At 69.5% G+C, this 16,450-nt stretch carries 14 protein-coding genes; all 14 read left to right on the forward strand.

The genetic code is table 11. The annotated features are described in order from the left end of the window. Positions 1-176 precede the first annotated feature (176 nt). The 14 genes from ACFXG1_RS09645 (at position 177) to nuoN (ending at position 16,390) form a co-directional block, all read left to right on the forward strand. Positions 177-536, forward strand: coding sequence for an NADH-quinone oxidoreductase subunit A (locus ACFXG1_RS09645; protein WP_006347346.1), 360 nt, complete (start codon positions 177-179; stop codon positions 534-536). A 16-nt stretch (positions 537-552) separates the two neighbouring features. Beyond that, positions 553-1,107 (forward strand): NADH-quinone oxidoreductase subunit B family protein, encoded by a 555-nt coding sequence (locus ACFXG1_RS09650; protein ID WP_264246297.1) that lies wholly within the window; start codon positions 553-555, stop codon positions 1,105-1,107. Between the two features lie 88 nt (positions 1,108-1,195). Beyond that, on the forward strand, positions 1,196-1,924 hold the full coding sequence (locus ACFXG1_RS09655; protein ID WP_384709913.1) for an NADH-quinone oxidoreductase subunit C: 729 nt from the start codon (positions 1,196-1,198) through the stop codon (positions 1,922-1,924). Continuing rightward, entirely contained in the window at positions 1,921-3,261 is a 1,341-nt protein-coding gene (locus ACFXG1_RS09660) for an NADH-quinone oxidoreductase subunit D (protein ID WP_384709910.1), read from the forward strand. Before ACFXG1_RS09655 ends, ACFXG1_RS09660 begins: the two co-directional genes overlap by 4 nt. Then, positions 3,258-4,055, forward strand: a complete 798-nt coding sequence (gene nuoE / locus ACFXG1_RS09665) for an NADH-quinone oxidoreductase subunit NuoE (RefSeq protein ID WP_384709907.1) — start codon at positions 3,258-3,260, stop codon at positions 4,053-4,055. Before ACFXG1_RS09660 ends, nuoE begins: the two co-directional genes overlap by 4 nt. Then, on the forward strand, positions 4,055-5,434 hold the full coding sequence (gene nuoF, locus ACFXG1_RS09670) for an NADH-quinone oxidoreductase subunit NuoF (RefSeq protein WP_384709904.1): 1,380 nt from the start codon (positions 4,055-4,057) through the stop codon (positions 5,432-5,434). Before nuoE ends, nuoF begins: the two co-directional genes overlap by 1 nt. Then, positions 5,431-7,932, forward strand: coding sequence for an NADH-quinone oxidoreductase subunit G (locus ACFXG1_RS09675; RefSeq protein WP_384741911.1), 2,502 nt, complete (start codon positions 5,431-5,433; stop codon positions 7,930-7,932). Before nuoF ends, ACFXG1_RS09675 begins: the two co-directional genes overlap by 4 nt. Next, the gene (gene nuoH, locus ACFXG1_RS09680; protein ID WP_384712372.1) at positions 7,929-9,329 is read left to right on the forward strand and encodes an NADH-quinone oxidoreductase subunit NuoH; all 1,401 of its coding nucleotides are present in this window, start codon (positions 7,929-7,931) and stop codon (positions 9,327-9,329) included. Before ACFXG1_RS09675 ends, nuoH begins: the two co-directional genes overlap by 4 nt. A 121-nt stretch (positions 9,330-9,450) precedes the next feature. Continuing rightward, positions 9,451-10,035 carry an NADH-quinone oxidoreductase subunit NuoI gene (gene nuoI, locus ACFXG1_RS09685; protein WP_384712375.1) on the forward strand — a complete coding sequence of 195 codons (585 nt, stop codon included), beginning with the start codon at positions 9,451-9,453 and terminating at the stop codon, positions 10,033-10,035. Then, a complete protein-coding gene (locus ACFXG1_RS09690) occupies positions 10,032-10,967 on the forward strand; it encodes an NADH-quinone oxidoreductase subunit J (protein WP_384712378.1) in 936 nt (311 codons plus the stop codon). Before nuoI ends, ACFXG1_RS09690 begins: the two co-directional genes overlap by 4 nt. Next, positions 10,964-11,263 carry an NADH-quinone oxidoreductase subunit NuoK gene (gene nuoK / locus ACFXG1_RS09695; RefSeq protein ID WP_093661653.1) on the forward strand — a complete coding sequence of 100 codons (300 nt, stop codon included), beginning with the start codon at positions 10,964-10,966 and terminating at the stop codon, positions 11,261-11,263. Before ACFXG1_RS09690 ends, nuoK begins: the two co-directional genes overlap by 4 nt. 11 nt (positions 11,264-11,274) lie before the next feature. Then, the gene (gene nuoL, locus ACFXG1_RS09700) at positions 11,275-13,170 is read left to right on the forward strand and encodes an NADH-quinone oxidoreductase subunit L (RefSeq protein ID WP_384712381.1); all 1,896 of its coding nucleotides are present in this window, start codon (positions 11,275-11,277) and stop codon (positions 13,168-13,170) included. Positions 13,171-13,175: 5 nt separating this feature from the next. Beyond that, positions 13,176-14,744, forward strand: a complete 1,569-nt coding sequence (locus ACFXG1_RS09705; RefSeq protein ID WP_384712384.1) for an NADH-quinone oxidoreductase subunit M — start codon at positions 13,176-13,178, stop codon at positions 14,742-14,744. Beyond that, complete coding sequence (gene nuoN / locus ACFXG1_RS09710; protein ID WP_384741914.1) at positions 14,741-16,390, forward strand: NADH-quinone oxidoreductase subunit NuoN; 1,650 nt, start codon at positions 14,741-14,743, stop codon at positions 16,388-16,390. Before ACFXG1_RS09705 ends, nuoN begins: the two co-directional genes overlap by 4 nt. Positions 16,391-16,450: the final 60 nt, after the last annotated feature.

The following is a 16,450-nucleotide window of genomic DNA, read 5'->3' on the forward strand; positions in this document are numbered from 1 at the left end:
GTGGAGATCACAAAGGCGATGCTCGACCCCGTGTCGCAGATCACAGACCGGCGGGCATAAGATGCGGGGCAGCCGGGCTTGTGAACTGCCTCACATGTGCGCGATCTTCGAGGCGGCCAGCAGCGGAACGGCCCGGCGCGGTCCACGGTCAGCGACGACTGGAAGGAGCGAGGAGGGTGAACGCGTATGTGCCCATCCTTGTACTCGGCGCCCTTGGGGCAGGGTTTGCGATCTTCTCCGTGGTCATGGCCACGTTGATCGGCCCCAAGCGGTACAACCGGGCGAAGCTCGAAGCGTACGAGTGCGGCATCGAGCCCACTCCCACGCCGGCCGGCGGCGGGCGCTTTCCGATCAAGTACTACCTGACGGCGATGCTCTTCATCATCTTCGACATCGAGATCGTCTTCCTCTATCCCTGGGCCGTCAGCTTCGACGCCCTCGGACTCTTCGGTCTCGTCGAGATGCTGCTCTTCGTGCTCACCGTCTTCGTCGCCTACGCCTATGTGTGGCGTCGCGGCGGCCTGGAATGGGACTAGGGGCTGAGGGGCACCTATGGGACTCGAAGAAAAGTTGCCGAGCGGCTTTCTGCTGACCACCGTCGAGCAGGCCGCGGGGTGGGTGCGCAAGTCGTCCGTCTTCCCGGCCACCTTCGGACTGGCCTGCTGCGCCATCGAGATGATGACGACCGGCGCGGGGCGCTACGACCTCGCGCGGTTCGGTATGGAGGTCTTCCGGGGCTCGCCCCGCCAGGCCGATCTGATGATCGTGGCGGGCCGGGTCAGCCAGAAGATGGCCCCCGTACTGCGGCAGGTCTACGACCAGATGCCCAACCCCAAGTGGGTCATCTCCATGGGCGTCTGCGCCTCGTCGGGCGGAATGTTCAACAACTACGCCATCGTGCAGGGCGTCGACCACATCGTCCCCGTGGACATCTACCTGCCCGGCTGCCCGCCGCGCCCCGAGATGCTGCTGGACGCGATCCTCAAGCTCCACCAGAAGATCCAGACCTCCAAGCTCGGGGTCAACGCTGAGGAAGCGGCCCGCGAGGCGGAGGAGGCGGCGCTGAAGGCGCTGCCGACGATTGAGATGAAGGGTCTTCTGAGGTGAGCGACGCACGTACGGCCGCCGGGCCGCAGACGACAGCGATGCCCGCACCTCTGAGCCGTGCGGGCGGAGAAGCTCAAGAGGTGACGCGGTGAGTGACGTACCCAATCCCGAGAAGGAACTGAGCGAGCAGAACCTTCCCGGACAGCGCGGCGAGCACGGCGAGGAGATCCGCGTCCAGCGCGGCATGTTCGGCGCCAACAACGGCGGTGACACCTCCGGTTACGGCGGACTGGTCCGCTCCGTACGGCTGCCGGGTCCGGCGACCCGCCCGTACGGCGGCTGGTTCGACGAGGTCGCCGACGAACTCGAAGGCGCCCTGGAGGAGCAGGGCATCGTCCCCGAGCACGCGATCGAGAAGACGATCGTCGACCGGGACGAGCTGACCTTCCACATCGCCCGGGAGCATCTCCTCGCCGTCGCCCGCACCCTGCGCGACGACCCCGCCCTGCGGTTCGAGCTGTGTACGGGGGTGAGCGGCGTCCACTACCCCGACGACAAGGGGCGTGAGCTGCACGCCGTCTACCATCTGCGGTCGCTCACCCACGGCCGGCTGATCCGGGTCGAGGTATCGGCCCCGGACGCCGATCCGCATGTCCCGTCCCTGGTCGCCGTCTATCCGACGAACGACTGGCACGAGCGCGAGACCTACGACTTCTTCGGCCTGGTCTTCGACGGTCACCCCGCCCTCGCCCGGATCATGATGCCGGACGACTGGCAGGGCTATCCGCAGCGCAAGGACTATCCGCTCGGCGGTATCCCCGTCGAGTACAAGGGCGCCCAGATCCCGGCTCCTGACCAGCGGAGGTCGTACTCGTGAGCACATCCTCACCGTCCGCGCCCGGCTCCGCCGCCGCGCGCGAGACCACCGAGGGACCCGTCTACACGGTCACCGGCGGCGACTGGGACGAGATCGTCGAGACGGCGGCCAAGGCCGACGACGAGCGGATCGTCGTCAACATGGGCCCGCAGCACCCCTCCACCCACGGGGTGCTCCGGCTGATCCTGGAGATCGACGGCGAGACCGTCACCGAGGCCCGGTGCGGAATCGGCTACCTCCATACCGGGATCGAGAAGAACCTCGAATACCGGAACTGGACGCAGGGCACCACCTTCGTGACCCGCATGGACTATCTGACGCCGTTCTTCAACGAGGCGGCGTACTGTCTGGCGGTCGAGAAGCTGCTCGGCATCGAGGACCAGATCCCGGAGCGGGCCGACGTCATCCGCGTCTTGCTGATGGAGTTGAACCGGCTCTCCTCCCATCTGGTGTGCATCGCCACCGGCGGGATGGAGCTGGGCGCCACCACGATCATGATCTACGGCTTCCGGGACCGCGAACTCATCCTGGATCTGTACGAGCTGATCACCGGGCTGCGGATGAACCACGCCTTCATCCGCCCCGGCGGACTCGCCCAGGACCTGCCGCCCGGCGCGGTCGACCAGCTCCGCGAGTTCGTCCGGACCATGAAGAAGAACCTGCCGGAGTACGACGCGCTCGCCACCGGCAACCCCATCTTCAAGGCCCGGATGCGGGACATCGGCTATCTCGACCTCACCGGCTGTATGGCGCTGGGCGCCACCGGACCGATCCTGCGCGCCGCGGGCCTCGCCCACGACCTGCGCAAGACCGACCCGTACTGCGGCTACGAGACCTACGAGTTCGACGTGCCGACCGCCGACACCTGCGACTCGTACGGCCGGTTCCTGATCCGTCTGGAGGAGATGCGCCAGTCCCTGCGGATCATCGAGCAGTGCATCGACCGGCTCGCGCCGGGGCCGGTGATGGTCGCCGACAAGAAGATCGCCTGGCCCGCCCAGCTCGCCCTCGGCCCCGACGGTCTCGGCAACTCCCTCGACCACATCAGGAAGATCATGGGCACCTCCATGGAGGCCCTGATCCACCACTTCAAGCTGGTCACCGAGGGTTTCCGGGTCCCGCCGGGACAGGTGTACGCGGCCGTCGAGTCCCCCAAGGGCGAACTCGGAGCGCATGTCGTCTCCGACGGCGGCACCCGCCCCTACCGGGTCCACTTCCGCGACCCGTCCTTCACCAACCTTCAGTCCATGGCGGCGATGTGCGAGGGCGGCCAGATCGCCGACGTCATCGTCGCCGTCGCGTCCATCGACCCCGTGATGGGAGGCGTCGACCGATGACGGCCCAGTCGTCGAACCCGGGGGTGCAGCTCGGGATGCCCCAACTCCCCGCACCCGACTACCCGGCCGAGGTCCGCACCCGGCTGGAGACGGACGCCGAGGAGATCGTCGCCCGCTATCCGGACTCCCGCTCGGCCCTGCTGCCCATGCTCCACCTGGTGCAGTCCGAGGAGGGCCATGTCACCAGGACGGGGATGCGGTTCTGCGCCGACGTCCTCGGCCTCACCACCGCCGAGGTCACCGCGGTCGCCACCTTCTACTCCATGTACCGGCGCAAGCCGTCCGGCGACTACCAGGTCGGGGTCTGCACCAACACGCTCTGCGCGGTGATGGGCGGCGACGCCATCTTCGAGACCCTCCAGGAGCACCTCGGGGTCGGCAACAACGAGACCACCGAGGACGGCGCGGTCACGCTGGAGCACATCGAGTGCAACGCGGCCTGCGACTTCGCCCCGGTGGTGATGGTCAACTGGGAGTTCTTCGACAACCAGACCCCCGAGTCCGCCAAGCGTCTCGTCGACGACCTGCGCGCCGGGCGGACCGTCGAACCCACCCGCGGCGCCCCGCTGTGCACCTTCAAGGAGACCGCCCGGATCCTCGCCGGATTCCCCGACGAGCGTCCCGGAGCCGTCGACGCGAGCGGCGGCGCCGGGCCCGCGTCCGTGATCGGACTGCGGCTCGCCAAGGGCGAGGGACTGCCGCCCAAGGTGGTCTCCCCGCGTCCCGGCCAGGACCCGTCCGCCCCCGGCCCGGCGCACCCCACCGCCGGACCGGCCACCGAGGAGGGGGAGTGATGACCGTGTCCACCGACTACGGAGACACCGGAACCGGATCCGGCGGCGACGCGCCGGAGAAGCTGCTCGCGCCCGTACTCTCCGCCTTCTGGGACGACCCCCGCTCCTGGACGCTGGAGACCTACCGGCGGCACGAGGGCTACGAGGGGTTGCGCAAGGCCCTCGCGATGGCTCCCGACGACCTCATCGCCTACGTCAAGGACTCGGGACTGCGCGGCCGCGGCGGCGCCGGCTTCCCCACCGGGATGAAGTGGCAGTTCATTCCGCAGGGCGACGGCAAGCCCCACTACCTCGTGGTCAACGCCGACGAGTCGGAGCCCGGGACCTGCAAGGACATCCCGCTCCTCTTCGCCAACCCGCACTCCCTCATCGAGGGCATGATCATCGCCTCGTACGCGATCCGCTCGAACCACGCCTTCATCTACCTCCGCGGCGAGGTCGTCCCGGTCCTGCGCCGGCTCCACGAGGCGGTACGGGAGGCGTACGAAGCGGGCTACCTCGGCAAGGACGTCCTGGGCAGCGGTCTCGACCTCGACATCACCGTGCACGCGGGCGCCGGCGCGTACATCTGCGGCGAGGAGACCGCCCTGCTGGACTCGCTGGAAGGACGGCGCGGCCAGCCCCGGCTGCGACCCCCCTTCCCCGCGGTCGCCGGTCTGTACGCGTGCCCCACTGTCGTCAATAACGTCGAGTCCATCGCCTCGGTTCCCGCGATCGTCAACCGGGGCAAGGACTGGTTCCGTTCGATGGGCACCGAGAAGTCCGCGGGCTTCACGCTCTACTCCCTCAGCGGCCATGTCGCCAACCCCGGCCAGTACGAGGCGCCGCTCGGTATCACCCTGCGCCAGCTCCTCGACATGAGCGGCGGGATGCGCCCCGGCCACCGGCTGAAGTTCTGGACCCCCGGCGGCTCCTCCACCCCGATGCTGACCGACGCCCATCTCGACGTACCCCTCGACTACGAGGGCGTCGGAGCCGCCGGTTCCATGCTGGGCACCAAGGCGCTCCAGTGCTTCGACGAGACCACCTGCGTCGTCCGCGCCGTCACCCGCTGGACCGAGTTCTACGCCCATGAGTCCTGCGGCAAGTGCACCCCCTGCCGCGAGGGCACGTACTGGCTGGTCCAGCTGATGCGCGACATCGAGAACGGCGACGGCACCGCCTCCGACCTCGACAAGCTGAACGACATCGCCGACAACATCAACGGCAAGTCCTTCTGCGCCCTCGGCGACGGCGCCGCGGCCCCGATCTTCTCGTCGCTCCAGTACTTCCGCGAGGAGTACGAGCGCCACCTCGACGGCCGAGGCTGCCCCTTCGACCCCGCCCGGTCGACCGCCTGGGCCGACCGGAACCCCACCACCACGGAGGTGAACGCATGACGGTGACCACCAGCGCTCCCTCCGGGGGCGACCAGGCACCGGTACCGCCCGAGGACCTCGTCACGCTGACCATCGACGGCTCCGAGATCAGCGTGCCCAAGGGCACCCTGGTCATCCGGGCCGCCGAACTCCTCGGGATCGAGATCCCCCGGTTCTGCGACCACCCCCTCCTCGACCCGGCCGGCGCCTGCCGCCAGTGCATCGTCGAGGTCGAGGGCCAGCGCAAGCCGATGGCGTCCTGCACCATCACCTGCACCGACGGCATGGTCGTCAAATCGCAGCTCAGCTCGCCCGTCGCCGAGAAGGCGCAGAAGGGCGTGATGGAGCTGCTGCTGATCAACCATCCGCTGGACTGCCCGGTCTGCGACAAGGGCGGCGAATGCCCGCTCCAGAACCAGGCCATGTCCCACGGCGACGCCGAATCCCGGTTCGAGGGCCGGAAGCGGACGTACGAGAAGCCGGTCGCGATCTCCACCCAGGTCCTGCTCGACCGCGAGCGGTGCGTCCTGTGCGCCCGCTGTACCCGCTTCTCCAACCAGATCGCCGGCGACCCCATGATCGAGCTGATCGAACGGGGCGCCCTCCAGCAGGTCGGCACCGGCGAGGGCGACCCCTTCGAGTCGTACTTCTCCGGCAACACCATCCAGATCTGCCCGGTCGGCGCGCTGACATCGGCCGCGTACCGCTTCCGCTCCCGCCCCTTCGACCTGGTGTCGTCGCCGAGCGTCTGCGAGCACTGCGCGGGCGGCTGCGCCACCCGGACCGACCACCGGCGCGGCAAGGTCATGCGGCGGCTCGCCGCCGACGAGCCCGAGGTCAACGAGGAGTGGATCTGCGACAAGGGGCGGTTCGGCTTCCGTTACGCCCAGCGGCCCGACCGGCTGACCAGCCCCCTGGTCCGCGGCGACGACGGTGAACTGCGGCCCGCGAGCTGGCCGGAGGCGCTGGCCGCCGCCGCCGAGGGGCTCACCGCCGCCCGCGGCCGGGCCGGGGTCCTGGCCGGCGGCCGGACGACCGTCGAGGACGCGTACGCCTACGCCAAGTTCGCCCGGGTCGCCCTCGACACCAACGACGTCGACTTCCGGGCCCGGGTCCACTCGTCCGAGGAGGCCGACTTCCTGGCCGCCCGGGTCGCGGGCCGCGGCCGGGACGTCGACGGCGGCGGAACCACCTACGCGGCCCTGGAGAAGGCGCCCGCCGTCCTCCTCGTCGGCTTCGAGTCCGAGGAGGAGGCCCCCGGGGTCTTCCTGCGGCTGCGCAAGGCCCACCGCACCCGCGGACAGCGGACCTACTCCCTGGCCACCCACGCCACCCGCGGACTGACGAAGGCGGGCGGCACACTGCTGCCCGCCGCGCCGGGCACCGAGACCGCGTGGCTGGACGCGCTCGGCGGCACCACGGGACTCGACGGCGACGGCACCAGGGCCGCCGACGACCTCCGCCGCGAAGGCGCGCTGATCGTCGTCGGCGAGCGGCTCGCGGGCGTGCCCGGCGGCCTGACCGCCGCCGTCAGGACCGCGACCGCCACCGGCGCGACGCTGGTGTGGATCCCCCGCAGGGCCGGTGAGCGGGGCGCCGTCGAGGCGGGCGCGATCCCGTCGCTGCTGCCCGGCGGCCGCCCGGCGACCGACCCGCGGGCCCGTGAGGAGACCGCCGAGGCCTGGCGCGTACGGGAACTCCCGCACGGCTACGGCCGCGACACCGGTCAGATCGTCGAGGCCGCAGCCACCGGCGAACTCGCCGCCCTCGTCGTCGGCGGGGTCGAGGTCGCGGACCTGCCCGACCCGGCGCGGGCCCGCGCGGCGCTGGACGCCGTCGGGTTCCTGGTCTCCCTGGAGCTGCGGCCCACCGAGGTCACCGCGCGCGCCGATGTCGTCCTCCCGGTCGCCGCCGTCGCCGAGAAGTCGGGCACCTTCCTCAACTGGGAGGGCCGGGCCCGGATGTTCGAGGCGGCGCTGAAGCCGGAGCAGATGACCCGGACGCTCGCCCCCGGTGACGCCCGGGTGCTGCACATGCTCGCCGACGCGATGGACGTCCACTTCGCCCTGCCGGATCTCATCGCGGTACGGCGGGAGATGGACCGGCTCGGGTCGTGGACCGGCCCGCGCGCCGGGGACCCCATGGAGACCTCCCGGCCGGTACCGAGGATCGGCGACGGCGAGGCCGTACTCGCCGGACACCGGCTCCTGCTCGACCAGGGCCTGCTCCAGCAGGGCGACGACGCGCTGGCGGGCACCCGGCACGCCGCCGTCGCCCGGCTCTCGGCGGCCACCGCCGCCGGCACCGGGGTCGAGGACGGCGACGAACTGGCCGTCACCGGACCCGCCGGGACGGTCACCCTGCCGCTCCTGGTGACCGAGATGCCCGACGGGGTGGTGTGGCTGCCGCTGAACTCCACCGGCGGCGGCGTCGCGTCCGACACCGGGGCGCTGCCGGGCCGGCCGGTCCGGATCGGTCCCGCCGCGGCGGCGTCGGACACCCCGGAGGTGCGCTCATGACCGGCCAGACGCTGAACGTCCTCGCCGCCGAGGACCTGTCGATGTTCGGCCGCGACCCCTGGTGGCTCATCCTCATCAAGGCCGTGTTCTGCTTCGCCTTCCTGATGGTGACGGTGCTGTTCTCCATCGTCTGGGAGCGCAAGGTCGTCGCCTGGATGCAGCTGCGCATCGGGCCCAACCGGCACGGACCCTGGGGCATGCTCCAGTCGCTCGCCGACGGCATCAAGCTGATGCTGAAGGAAGACGTCATCGTCAAACGGGCGGACAAGGTCGTCTACGTCCTCGCCCCGGTCATCGCCGCCATTCCGGCGTTCATGGCGATCGCGGTCATCCCCTTCGGGCCCTCGGGCAACGAGGTCTCGATCTTCGGGCAGCGGACCACGATGCAGCTGACCGACCTGCCGATCGCCATGCTGTACGTGCTGGCCATCGCGTCGGTCGGGGTCTACGGCATCGTGCTCGCCGGCTGGTCGTCCGGGTCCACGTATCCGCTGCTCGGCGGGCTCCGCTCCTGTGCGCAGATGATCTCGTACGAGATCGCGATGGGCGCGGCCTTCGCCTCCGTCTTCCTCTACTCGGGGTCGATGTCGACCTCGGCGATCGTCGACGCGCAGGCCGACCGCTGGTTCATCGTCCTGCTGCCGGTCTCCTTCATCATCTACGTCGTCACGATGGTCGGCGAGACCAACCGGGCGCCGTTCGACATGCCGGAGTCCGAGGGCGACCTCGTCGGCGGCTTCAACACCGAGTACAGCTCGATCAAGTTCGCGATGTTCATGCTGGCGGAGTACGTCAACATGGTCACCGTCTCCGCCGTGTCCGTCACCCTCTTCCTCGGCGGCTGGCGCGCCCCGTACCCGATCTCCACGTTCTGGGAGGGCGCGAACCACGGCTGGTGGCCGCTGCTCTGGTTCGTCCTCAAGGTGCAGCTGCTGCTGTTCTTCTTCATCTGGCTGCGCGGCACCCTGCCGCGGGTCCGTTACGACCAGCTGATGAAGCTGGGCTGGAAGGTCCTCATCCCGGTATCGGTGGTCTGGCTGATGCTGGTCGCCACCGTGCGGGCGCTGCGGAACGAGGAGTACGACTTCCAGCAGATCCTGCTCTATCTGGGCGGTCCGATCCTCGCGATCCTGCTGCTCACCTTTGTCGCCGACATGTTCCGCGGCGGGCGGGAACGGCGGGCCGAGGCCGAGGAGGCCGAGCGGCCACCCGTGGAGTTCGACCCGATGGCGGGCGGATATCCGGTACCGCCGCTGCCCGGCCAGACGCTGCCCCCGGTGCCGCGCAGGCGGCCGAGGCGGGAGCGGGAGCTGATTGTCAGTGGTGGCGTCAATACTGTGAGTGACGGTTCGGAAGGCGGACCCTCGCGTGACGGAAAGGAGGCCGACGGTGTCTGAGCGAGCGGAGAGTTCGCGGGACGTGCAGCGCGCTCGCGGCGCTGCGGAGTCTCCGGGAACGGGCTCGGGGGCGGGGCCGGAGTCGCAACCGGGTCCGGGAACGGGTCCGGGGACGGGCTCGGTGTCGGGGTCGGAGGACAAGCTCCTCAACCCGGTGGCCGGGTTCGGTGTGACCTTCAAGGCCATGTTCAAGAAGCGGCTGACCGAGCAGTATCCGGAGCAGCAGAAGGTCACGGCGCCGCGCTTCCACGGCCGGCACCAGCTGAACCGCCATCCGGACGGCCTGGAGAAGTGCGTCGGCTGCGAGCTGTGCGCCTGGGCCTGTCCCGCCGACGCCATCTATGTGGAGGGCGCGGACAACACGGAGGAGGAGCGGTACTCGCCCGGTGAGCGGTACGGCCGGGTGTATCAGATCAACTACGCCCGCTGCATCCTCTGCGGACTCTGCATCGAGGCCTGCCCCACCCGGGCGCTGACGATGACCAACGAGTTCGAGCTGGCCGACAGCTCCCGCGAGAACCTCATCTACACCAAGGAGCAGCTCCTCGCCGGGCTCACCGAGGGCATGGTCGAAGCGCCGCACGATCTCTTCCCCGGCACGGACGAGGGCGACTACTACCGGGGGCAGGTCACCGAGGCCGCGCCCGGCACGGTCCGTCAGATCGCCGTCTCCAAGGGGGAGAAGGGCGAGGAGGTGGACGCATGACCGGCCCGCAGCCGACCGGGCTCGACCCCGCCGGTCTCGCCGCCCTGGCCGCGAGCACCACATCGACGGGTGAGGCGGTCCAGTTCTGGATCCTCGGCACCGTCGCGGTGATCGGAGCGCTCTGCACGATCCTGATGCGGCGGGCCGTGCACAGCGCGCTCTGCCTCGCCGGGACCATGATCATCCTCGCGGTGTTCTACCTGGCCAACGGCGCGTACTTCCTGGGCGTCGTCCAGATCGTGGTCTACACCGGTGCGATCATGATGCTGTTCCTCTTCGTGGTGATGCTCGTCGGTGTCACCGCCGCCGACTCCCTCAAGGAGACCCTGAAGGGGCAGCGCTGGCTCGCCGCCGCCTGCGGACTCGGCTTCGGCACCCTGCTGATCGCCGGGATCGGCAACGCCTCCCTGGAGACGTTCAACGGCCTGGGCGCAGCCAACAGCGCCCGCGGCGGCAATGTGGAGGGCCTGGCGGCCCTCATCTTCACCAAGTACGTCTTCGCCTTCGAGATCACCGGCGCCCTGCTGATCACCGCGGCCGTGGGCGCGATGGTGCTCACGCACCGCGAGCGCATCGAGCGCGCCAAGACGCAGCGCGAGCTGTCGGAGGAGCGGGTGCGCGAGAACAAGCATCTGCCGCCGCTGCCCGCCCCCGGTGTCTACGCCCGGCACAACGCGGTGGACATCGCCGCGCTGCTGCCCGACGGCACCCCGTCCGAGCTGTCCGTCAGCGGCACCCTGCGCGAGCGCGGCCAGATCCGCGACGTCTCCACACAGGCGCTGGAGGACCTCAAGGCGCTGGAGCAGCGCTCCGAGGAGCGGCTCGGCCGTGAGCCCGGGAATGTCGCGACCGCCGGACGCGCGGACACGGCCGACGCCGAGGGCGGGACCGGACGCGATCAGGACCGGGACGAAGAGGAGGCCAGTCGGTGAATCCGGTCAACTACCTCTATCTCGCCGCCCTGCTGTTCACCATCGGCGCGGCCGGGGTCCTCATCAGGCGGAACGCCATCGTGGTGTTCATGTGCATCGAGCTGATGCTCAACGCCTGCAATCTCGCGCTGGTCGCGTTCTCCCGGATGCACGGCAATCTCGACGGCCAGATCATCGCGTTCTTCACGATGGTCGTCGCCGCCGCCGAGGTCGTGGTCGGGCTCGCGATCATCGTGTCGCTGTTCCGTTCCCGCCACTCGGCCTCGGTCGACGACGCCAGCCTGATGAAGCTGTGAGGGGCTGAATCGTGGAGAACCTGATTGCGCTGCTCATCGCGGCGCCCCTGCTGGGAGCGGCGGTCCTGCTCTGCGGCGGCCGGCGGCTGGACCGGACCGGACACTGGATCGGTACGGGCCTGTCGGCCGCGTCCTTCGCCGTCGGCGCGGTCCTCTTCGCCGACATGGTGGGCAAGCCCGCGGACGAGCGGCTGCTCCACCAGAAGCTCTTCAGCTGGATCCCCGTGGAGGGCTTCCAGGCGGACGTCGCCTTCCAGCTCGACCAGCTGTCGATGACGTTCGTCCTGCTGATCACCGGTGTGGGCACCCTGATCCATGTCTACTCCATCGGTTATATGGAGCACGACGAGCGCCGCCGCCGCTTCTTCGGCTATCTGAACCTGTTCCTCGCGGCGATGCTGCTGCTGGTGCTCGCCGACAACTACCTGCTGCTGTACTTCGGCTGGGAGGGCGTCGGCCTCGCCTCGTACCTCCTGATCGGCTTCTGGCAGCACAAGCCCAGCGCCGCCACCGCCGCCAAGAAGGCGTTCCTGGTCAACCGGGTCGGTGACATCGGCCTCTCCATCGCGATCATGCTGATGTTCACCACCTTCGGCACCTTCGCCTTCACCCCGGTGCTGGCGTCGGCGGACGAGGCGAGTTCGGCGACCCTGACGGGTATCGGTCTGATGCTGCTGCTGGCCGCCTGCGGCAAGTCGGCGCAGGTGCCGCTGCAGTCGTGGCTCGGGGACGCGATGGAGGGCCCGACGCCCGTCTCGGCCCTGATCCACGCGGCCACGATGGTGACCGCCGGGGTCTATCTGATCGTCCGCTCCGGCACGATCTTCAACGCCTCGCCGGACGCCCAGTTGGTCGTCGTGATCGTCGGCGCCGTCACGCTGCTGTTCGGTGCGATCGTCGGTTGCGCCAAGGACGACATCAAGAAGGCCCTCGCCGGGTCCACGATGTCGCAGATCGGCTATATGATCCTCGCCGCCGGACTGGGCCCGATCGGCTATGTCTTCGCCATCATGCACCTGGTGACGCACGGCTTCTTCAAGGCCGGGCTGTTCCTCGGCGCCGGCTCCGTCATGCACGGCATGAACGACGAGGTCGACATGCGCAAGTACGGCGGGCTGCGCAAGTACATGCCCGTCACCTTCGTCACCTTCGGCCTCGGCTATCTCGCCATCATCGGCTTCCCCGGCCTGTCCGGCTTCTTCTCCAAGGACATGATCATCGAGGCCGCCTTCGCCAAGGGCGGCACCGAGGGCTGGATCCTCGGCGGGGTCACCCTGCTGGGCGCCGCGATCACCGCGTTCTACATGACCCGGGTGATGCTGCTGACCTTCTTCGGCGAGAAGCGCTGGCAGCCCGACGAGAAGGGCGAGCTGCCGCATCCGCACGAGTCCCCGAAGACCATGACGATCCCCATGATCGTGCTCGCCTTCGGCTCGGTCTTCGCGGGCGGGTTCTTCGGCATCGGCGACCGCTTCCTGCACTGGCTCGCCCCGGTCACCGGCGAGAGCCACGGCAATCCGCCGGTCAGCGCGCTCACCGTCACCACGTCCACCGTCGTCGTGATGGTGGTCGGTGTCGCCATCGCCTGGTGGATGTACGGACGGCGGCCCGTGCCGGTCACCGCGCCGCGCGGCTCCCTGCTCACCCGGGCCGCCCGCCGCGACCTCCTCCAGGACGACTTCAACCATGTGGTCCTGGTCCGCGGCGGCGAGCACCTCACCCGCTCCCTCGTCTACGTCGACCACACGCTGGTGGACGGCGTGGTCAACGGCACGGCGGCGACGGTCGGCGGACTCTCCGGCCGGATGCGCAAGCTCCAGAACGGCTACGTCCGCTCGTACGCCGTCTCGATGTTCGGAGGTACGGCGGTGCTGATCGCCGCGACCCTGCTGATGAGGGCGGTGTAACTGCGATGTCCTTCCCGCTCCTTACGGCGACGGCGCTGGTCCCGGCAGTCGGGGCGATCGTCACCGCGGCGGTGCCCGCCGCGCGCAAGGAGGCAGCCAAAGCACTGGCGCTGCTGTTCTCCCTCGCCACGCTGGTCCTGGCGGCCGTCGTGCTCGTCCGGTTCGAACCGGACGGCGCGCGCTACCAGCTCACCGAGTCCCACGCGTGGATCGCCGACTTCGGCGTCCGGTACGAACTGGGCGTCGACGGCATCGGCGCCGCCATGGTCGGGCTCACCGCCCTGCTGGTGCCGTTCGTCGTCCTGGCCGGCTGGAACGACGCCGACCCCCAGGGCAAGGGGAACTCCCGCTGGCGGCCCACCCAGGGGTTCTTCGCGCTGATCCTGATGGTCGAGGCGATGGTGGTCCTCTCCTTCATGGCCACCGACGTCTTCCTCTTCTACATCCTCTTCGAGGCCATGCTCATCCCGATGTACTTCCTCATCGGGGGTTTCGGGGACCGGGCGCACCAGGGCACCGACGAGAACGCGGCGGCCCAGCGGTCGTACGCGGCGGTCAAGTTCCTGCTGTACAACCTGGTCGGCGGGCTGATCATGCTGGCCGCCGTGATCGGCCTCTATGTCGTCGCCGGAAGCTTCTCGCTCACCGAGATCGCCGCGGCACGGGCCAGCGGTGAGCTGGACATGGCCACCAACACCGAGCGGCTGCTCTTCCTCGGCTTCTTCTTCGCCTTCGCGATCAAGGCGCCGCTGTGGCCGCTGCACACCTGGCTGCCCAACGCGATGGGCGAGGCCACCGCGCCGGTCGCCGTACTGATCACCGCGGTGGTCGACAAGGTCGGCACCTTCGCGATGCTCCGCTTCTGCCTCCAGCTCTTCCCCGAGGCATCGCAGTGGGCCACCCCGGTGATCATCGTGCTGGCGCTGGTCAGCATCGTCTACGGGGCGCTGCTCGCGGTCGGCCAGCGCGACATCAAACGGCTGGTGGCCTATGCCTCCATCTCGCACTTCGGCTTTATCGTCCTGGGCATCTTCGCGATGACCTCCCAGGGCCAGTCGGGCGCCACGCTCTACATGGTCAACCACGGGATCTCGACGGCCGCGCTGATGCTGGTCGCCGGATTCCTGATCTCCAGGCGCGGCTCCCGGCTCATCGCGGACTACGGAGGAGTGCAGAAGGTGGCGCCGGTACTCGCCGGCACCTTCCTGATCGGCGGTCTCGCGACCCTGTCACTGCCGGGGCTCGCGCCGTTCGTCTCCGAGTTCCTCGTCCTGGTGGGCACCTTCGCCCGCTACCCGGTCGCCGGGATCATCGCGACCTCCGGCATCGTGCTGGCCGCGCTCTACGTCCTCGTCCTCTATCAGCGGACGATGACAGGACCGGTCAAGGAGGAGGTCAAGAACATGCCGGACCTCCGGCCGCGTGAACTGGCGGTGATCACCCCGCTGATCGCCCTGCTGCTCCTCCTCGGGGTCTACCCCAAGCCGCTGACGGAGATCGTCGATCCGGCGGTGGAGCACACCTTGTCCGATGTACAGAAGAAGGACCCCCGGCCGGAGGTGGAGGCCAAATGAGCCCGACAGCTGTCCACACCCTGTGGACGACGGCGGCCGAGCCGGTCGACAAGATCAACGCACCGGATATCGAATACGGCCAGCTGGCCCCGGTCCTCATCGTCGTCGGCGCGGCGGTCGTGGGCCTCCTGCTGGAGGCGTTCCTGCCGCGCAAGTCGCGGTACTACGCCCAGGTGGCCCTGGCGACGGTGGCGCTCGTCGCCGCCTTCGCCGCCGTCGTCGGCCTCGCCGAGGGCGGCTACGGCACCTCGAAGGTGAACATCGCCGCGATGGGCGCGATCGCCATCGACGGCCCGACGCTCTTCCTCCAGGGCACCATCCTGCTGGTCTCCCTGGTCGCGGTCTTCACCTTCGCCGAGCGCAGACTCGACCCCGAGACCCATGGCGGCGCCGTGGACCCCTTCGTCGCGCAGGCGGCGGCGGTGCCCGGCAGCGACGCCGAGAAGGCCGCGGTCCGGGCCGGGTTCACCACCACCGAGGTCTATCCGCTGGCCCTGTTCGCGGTCGCGGGCCTGCTGGTCTTCCCGGCCGCCAACGATCTGCTGACGCTCTTCATCGCGCTGGAGGTCTTCTCCCTCCCGCTCTATCTGCTCTGCGCGCTGGCCCGCCGCAAGCGGCTCATGTCGCAGGAAGCGGCCGTCAAGTACTTCCTGCTCGGGGCGTTCTCGTCGGCGTTCCTGCTCTTCGGGATCGCCCTGCTCTACGGGTACGCGGGCTCCGTCTCGTACGCCCGGATCGCGGATGTCGTGGACGGGTCGATCGCCACCATCGACCCGGCGCTCGCCGACACCATGGGCAATGACGCGCTGCTGCTCATCGGCTCGGCGCTGATCCTCATGGGCCTGCTGTTCAAGGTCGGCGCCGTCCCGTTCCATATGTGGACCCCGGACGTCTACCAGGGCGCCCCGACCCCCATCACCGGCTTCATGGCGGCGGCGACGAAGGTGGCCGCGTTCGGCGCCCTGCTGCGCCTGATGTACGTGGTGCTGCCGGGCCTCAAGTGGGACTGGCGGCCGCTGCTGTGGGGTGTGGCGATCCTGACCATGCTGGCGGGCGCGATCATCGCCATCACCCAGACCGATATCAAGCGGCTGCTGGCGTACTCCTCGATCGCCCACGCCGGATTCATCATGGCCGGTGTGGTCGCGGTGTCCCCGGACGGCGTCTCGTCCGTCCTCTTCTATCTGGGCGCCTACTCGTTCGTGACGCTGGGCGCGTTCGCCGTCGTCACCCTGGTCCGCGACGCGGGCGGCGAGGCCACACACCTCTCCCAGTGGGCCGGTCTGGGCCGCCGCTCCCCCCTGGTGGCCGCGGTCTTCGCGCTCTTCCTGCTCGCCTTCGCCGGAATCCCCCTCACCTCGGGATTCTCCGGCAAGTTCGCCGTCTTCAAGGCGGCGGCCGAGAGCGGGGCCGGGGCGCTGGTGGTGGTCGGTGTGATCTCCTCCGCGATCGCGGCGTTCTTCTACATCCGGGTGATCGTGCTGATGTTCTTCAGCGAGCCCAAGCCGGACGGCCCCACGGTCGCGGTCCCCTCGGGTCTGACGGTCGGCGCGATCGGCGTGGGTGTGGCGGTCACCGTGGTCCTGGGGGTGGCCCCCCAGTACTTCCTCGACCTGGCCGGCCAGGCGGGCGTCTTCGTCCGCTGACCCCGACCTGCCCGACCGGCCCGACGCGTTACGCACCGGGGCCCGGCCTCCCTGACGGGG

It is taken from the genome of Streptomyces sp. NPDC059248 (assembly GCF_042753905.1).
Taxonomy (GTDB): domain Bacteria; phylum Actinomycetota; class Actinomycetes; order Streptomycetales; family Streptomycetaceae; genus Streptomyces.

Coding starts and splice junctions, on each gene's coding strand:
- ACFXG1_RS09650 (WP_264246297.1), top strand. CDS start 553: ATGGGACTCGAAGAAAAGTTGCCGAGCGGCTTTCTGCTGACCACCGTC.
- nuoE (WP_384709907.1), top strand. CDS start 3,258: ATGACGGCCCAGTCGTCGAACCCGGGGGTGCAGCTCGGGATGCCCCAA.
- nuoF (WP_384709904.1), top strand. CDS start 4,055: ATGACCGTGTCCACCGACTACGGAGACACCGGAACCGGATCCGGCGGC.
- ACFXG1_RS09675 (WP_384741911.1), top strand. CDS start 5,431: ATGACGGTGACCACCAGCGCTCCCTCCGGGGGCGACCAGGCACCGGTA.
- nuoH (WP_384712372.1), top strand. CDS start 7,929: ATGACCGGCCAGACGCTGAACGTCCTCGCCGCCGAGGACCTGTCGATG.
- ACFXG1_RS09690 (WP_384712378.1), top strand. CDS start 10,032: ATGACCGGCCCGCAGCCGACCGGGCTCGACCCCGCCGGTCTCGCCGCC.
- ACFXG1_RS09705 (WP_384712384.1), top strand. CDS start 13,176: ATGTCCTTCCCGCTCCTTACGGCGACGGCGCTGGTCCCGGCAGTCGGG.
- nuoN (WP_384741914.1), top strand. CDS start 14,741: ATGAGCCCGACAGCTGTCCACACCCTGTGGACGACGGCGGCCGAGCCG.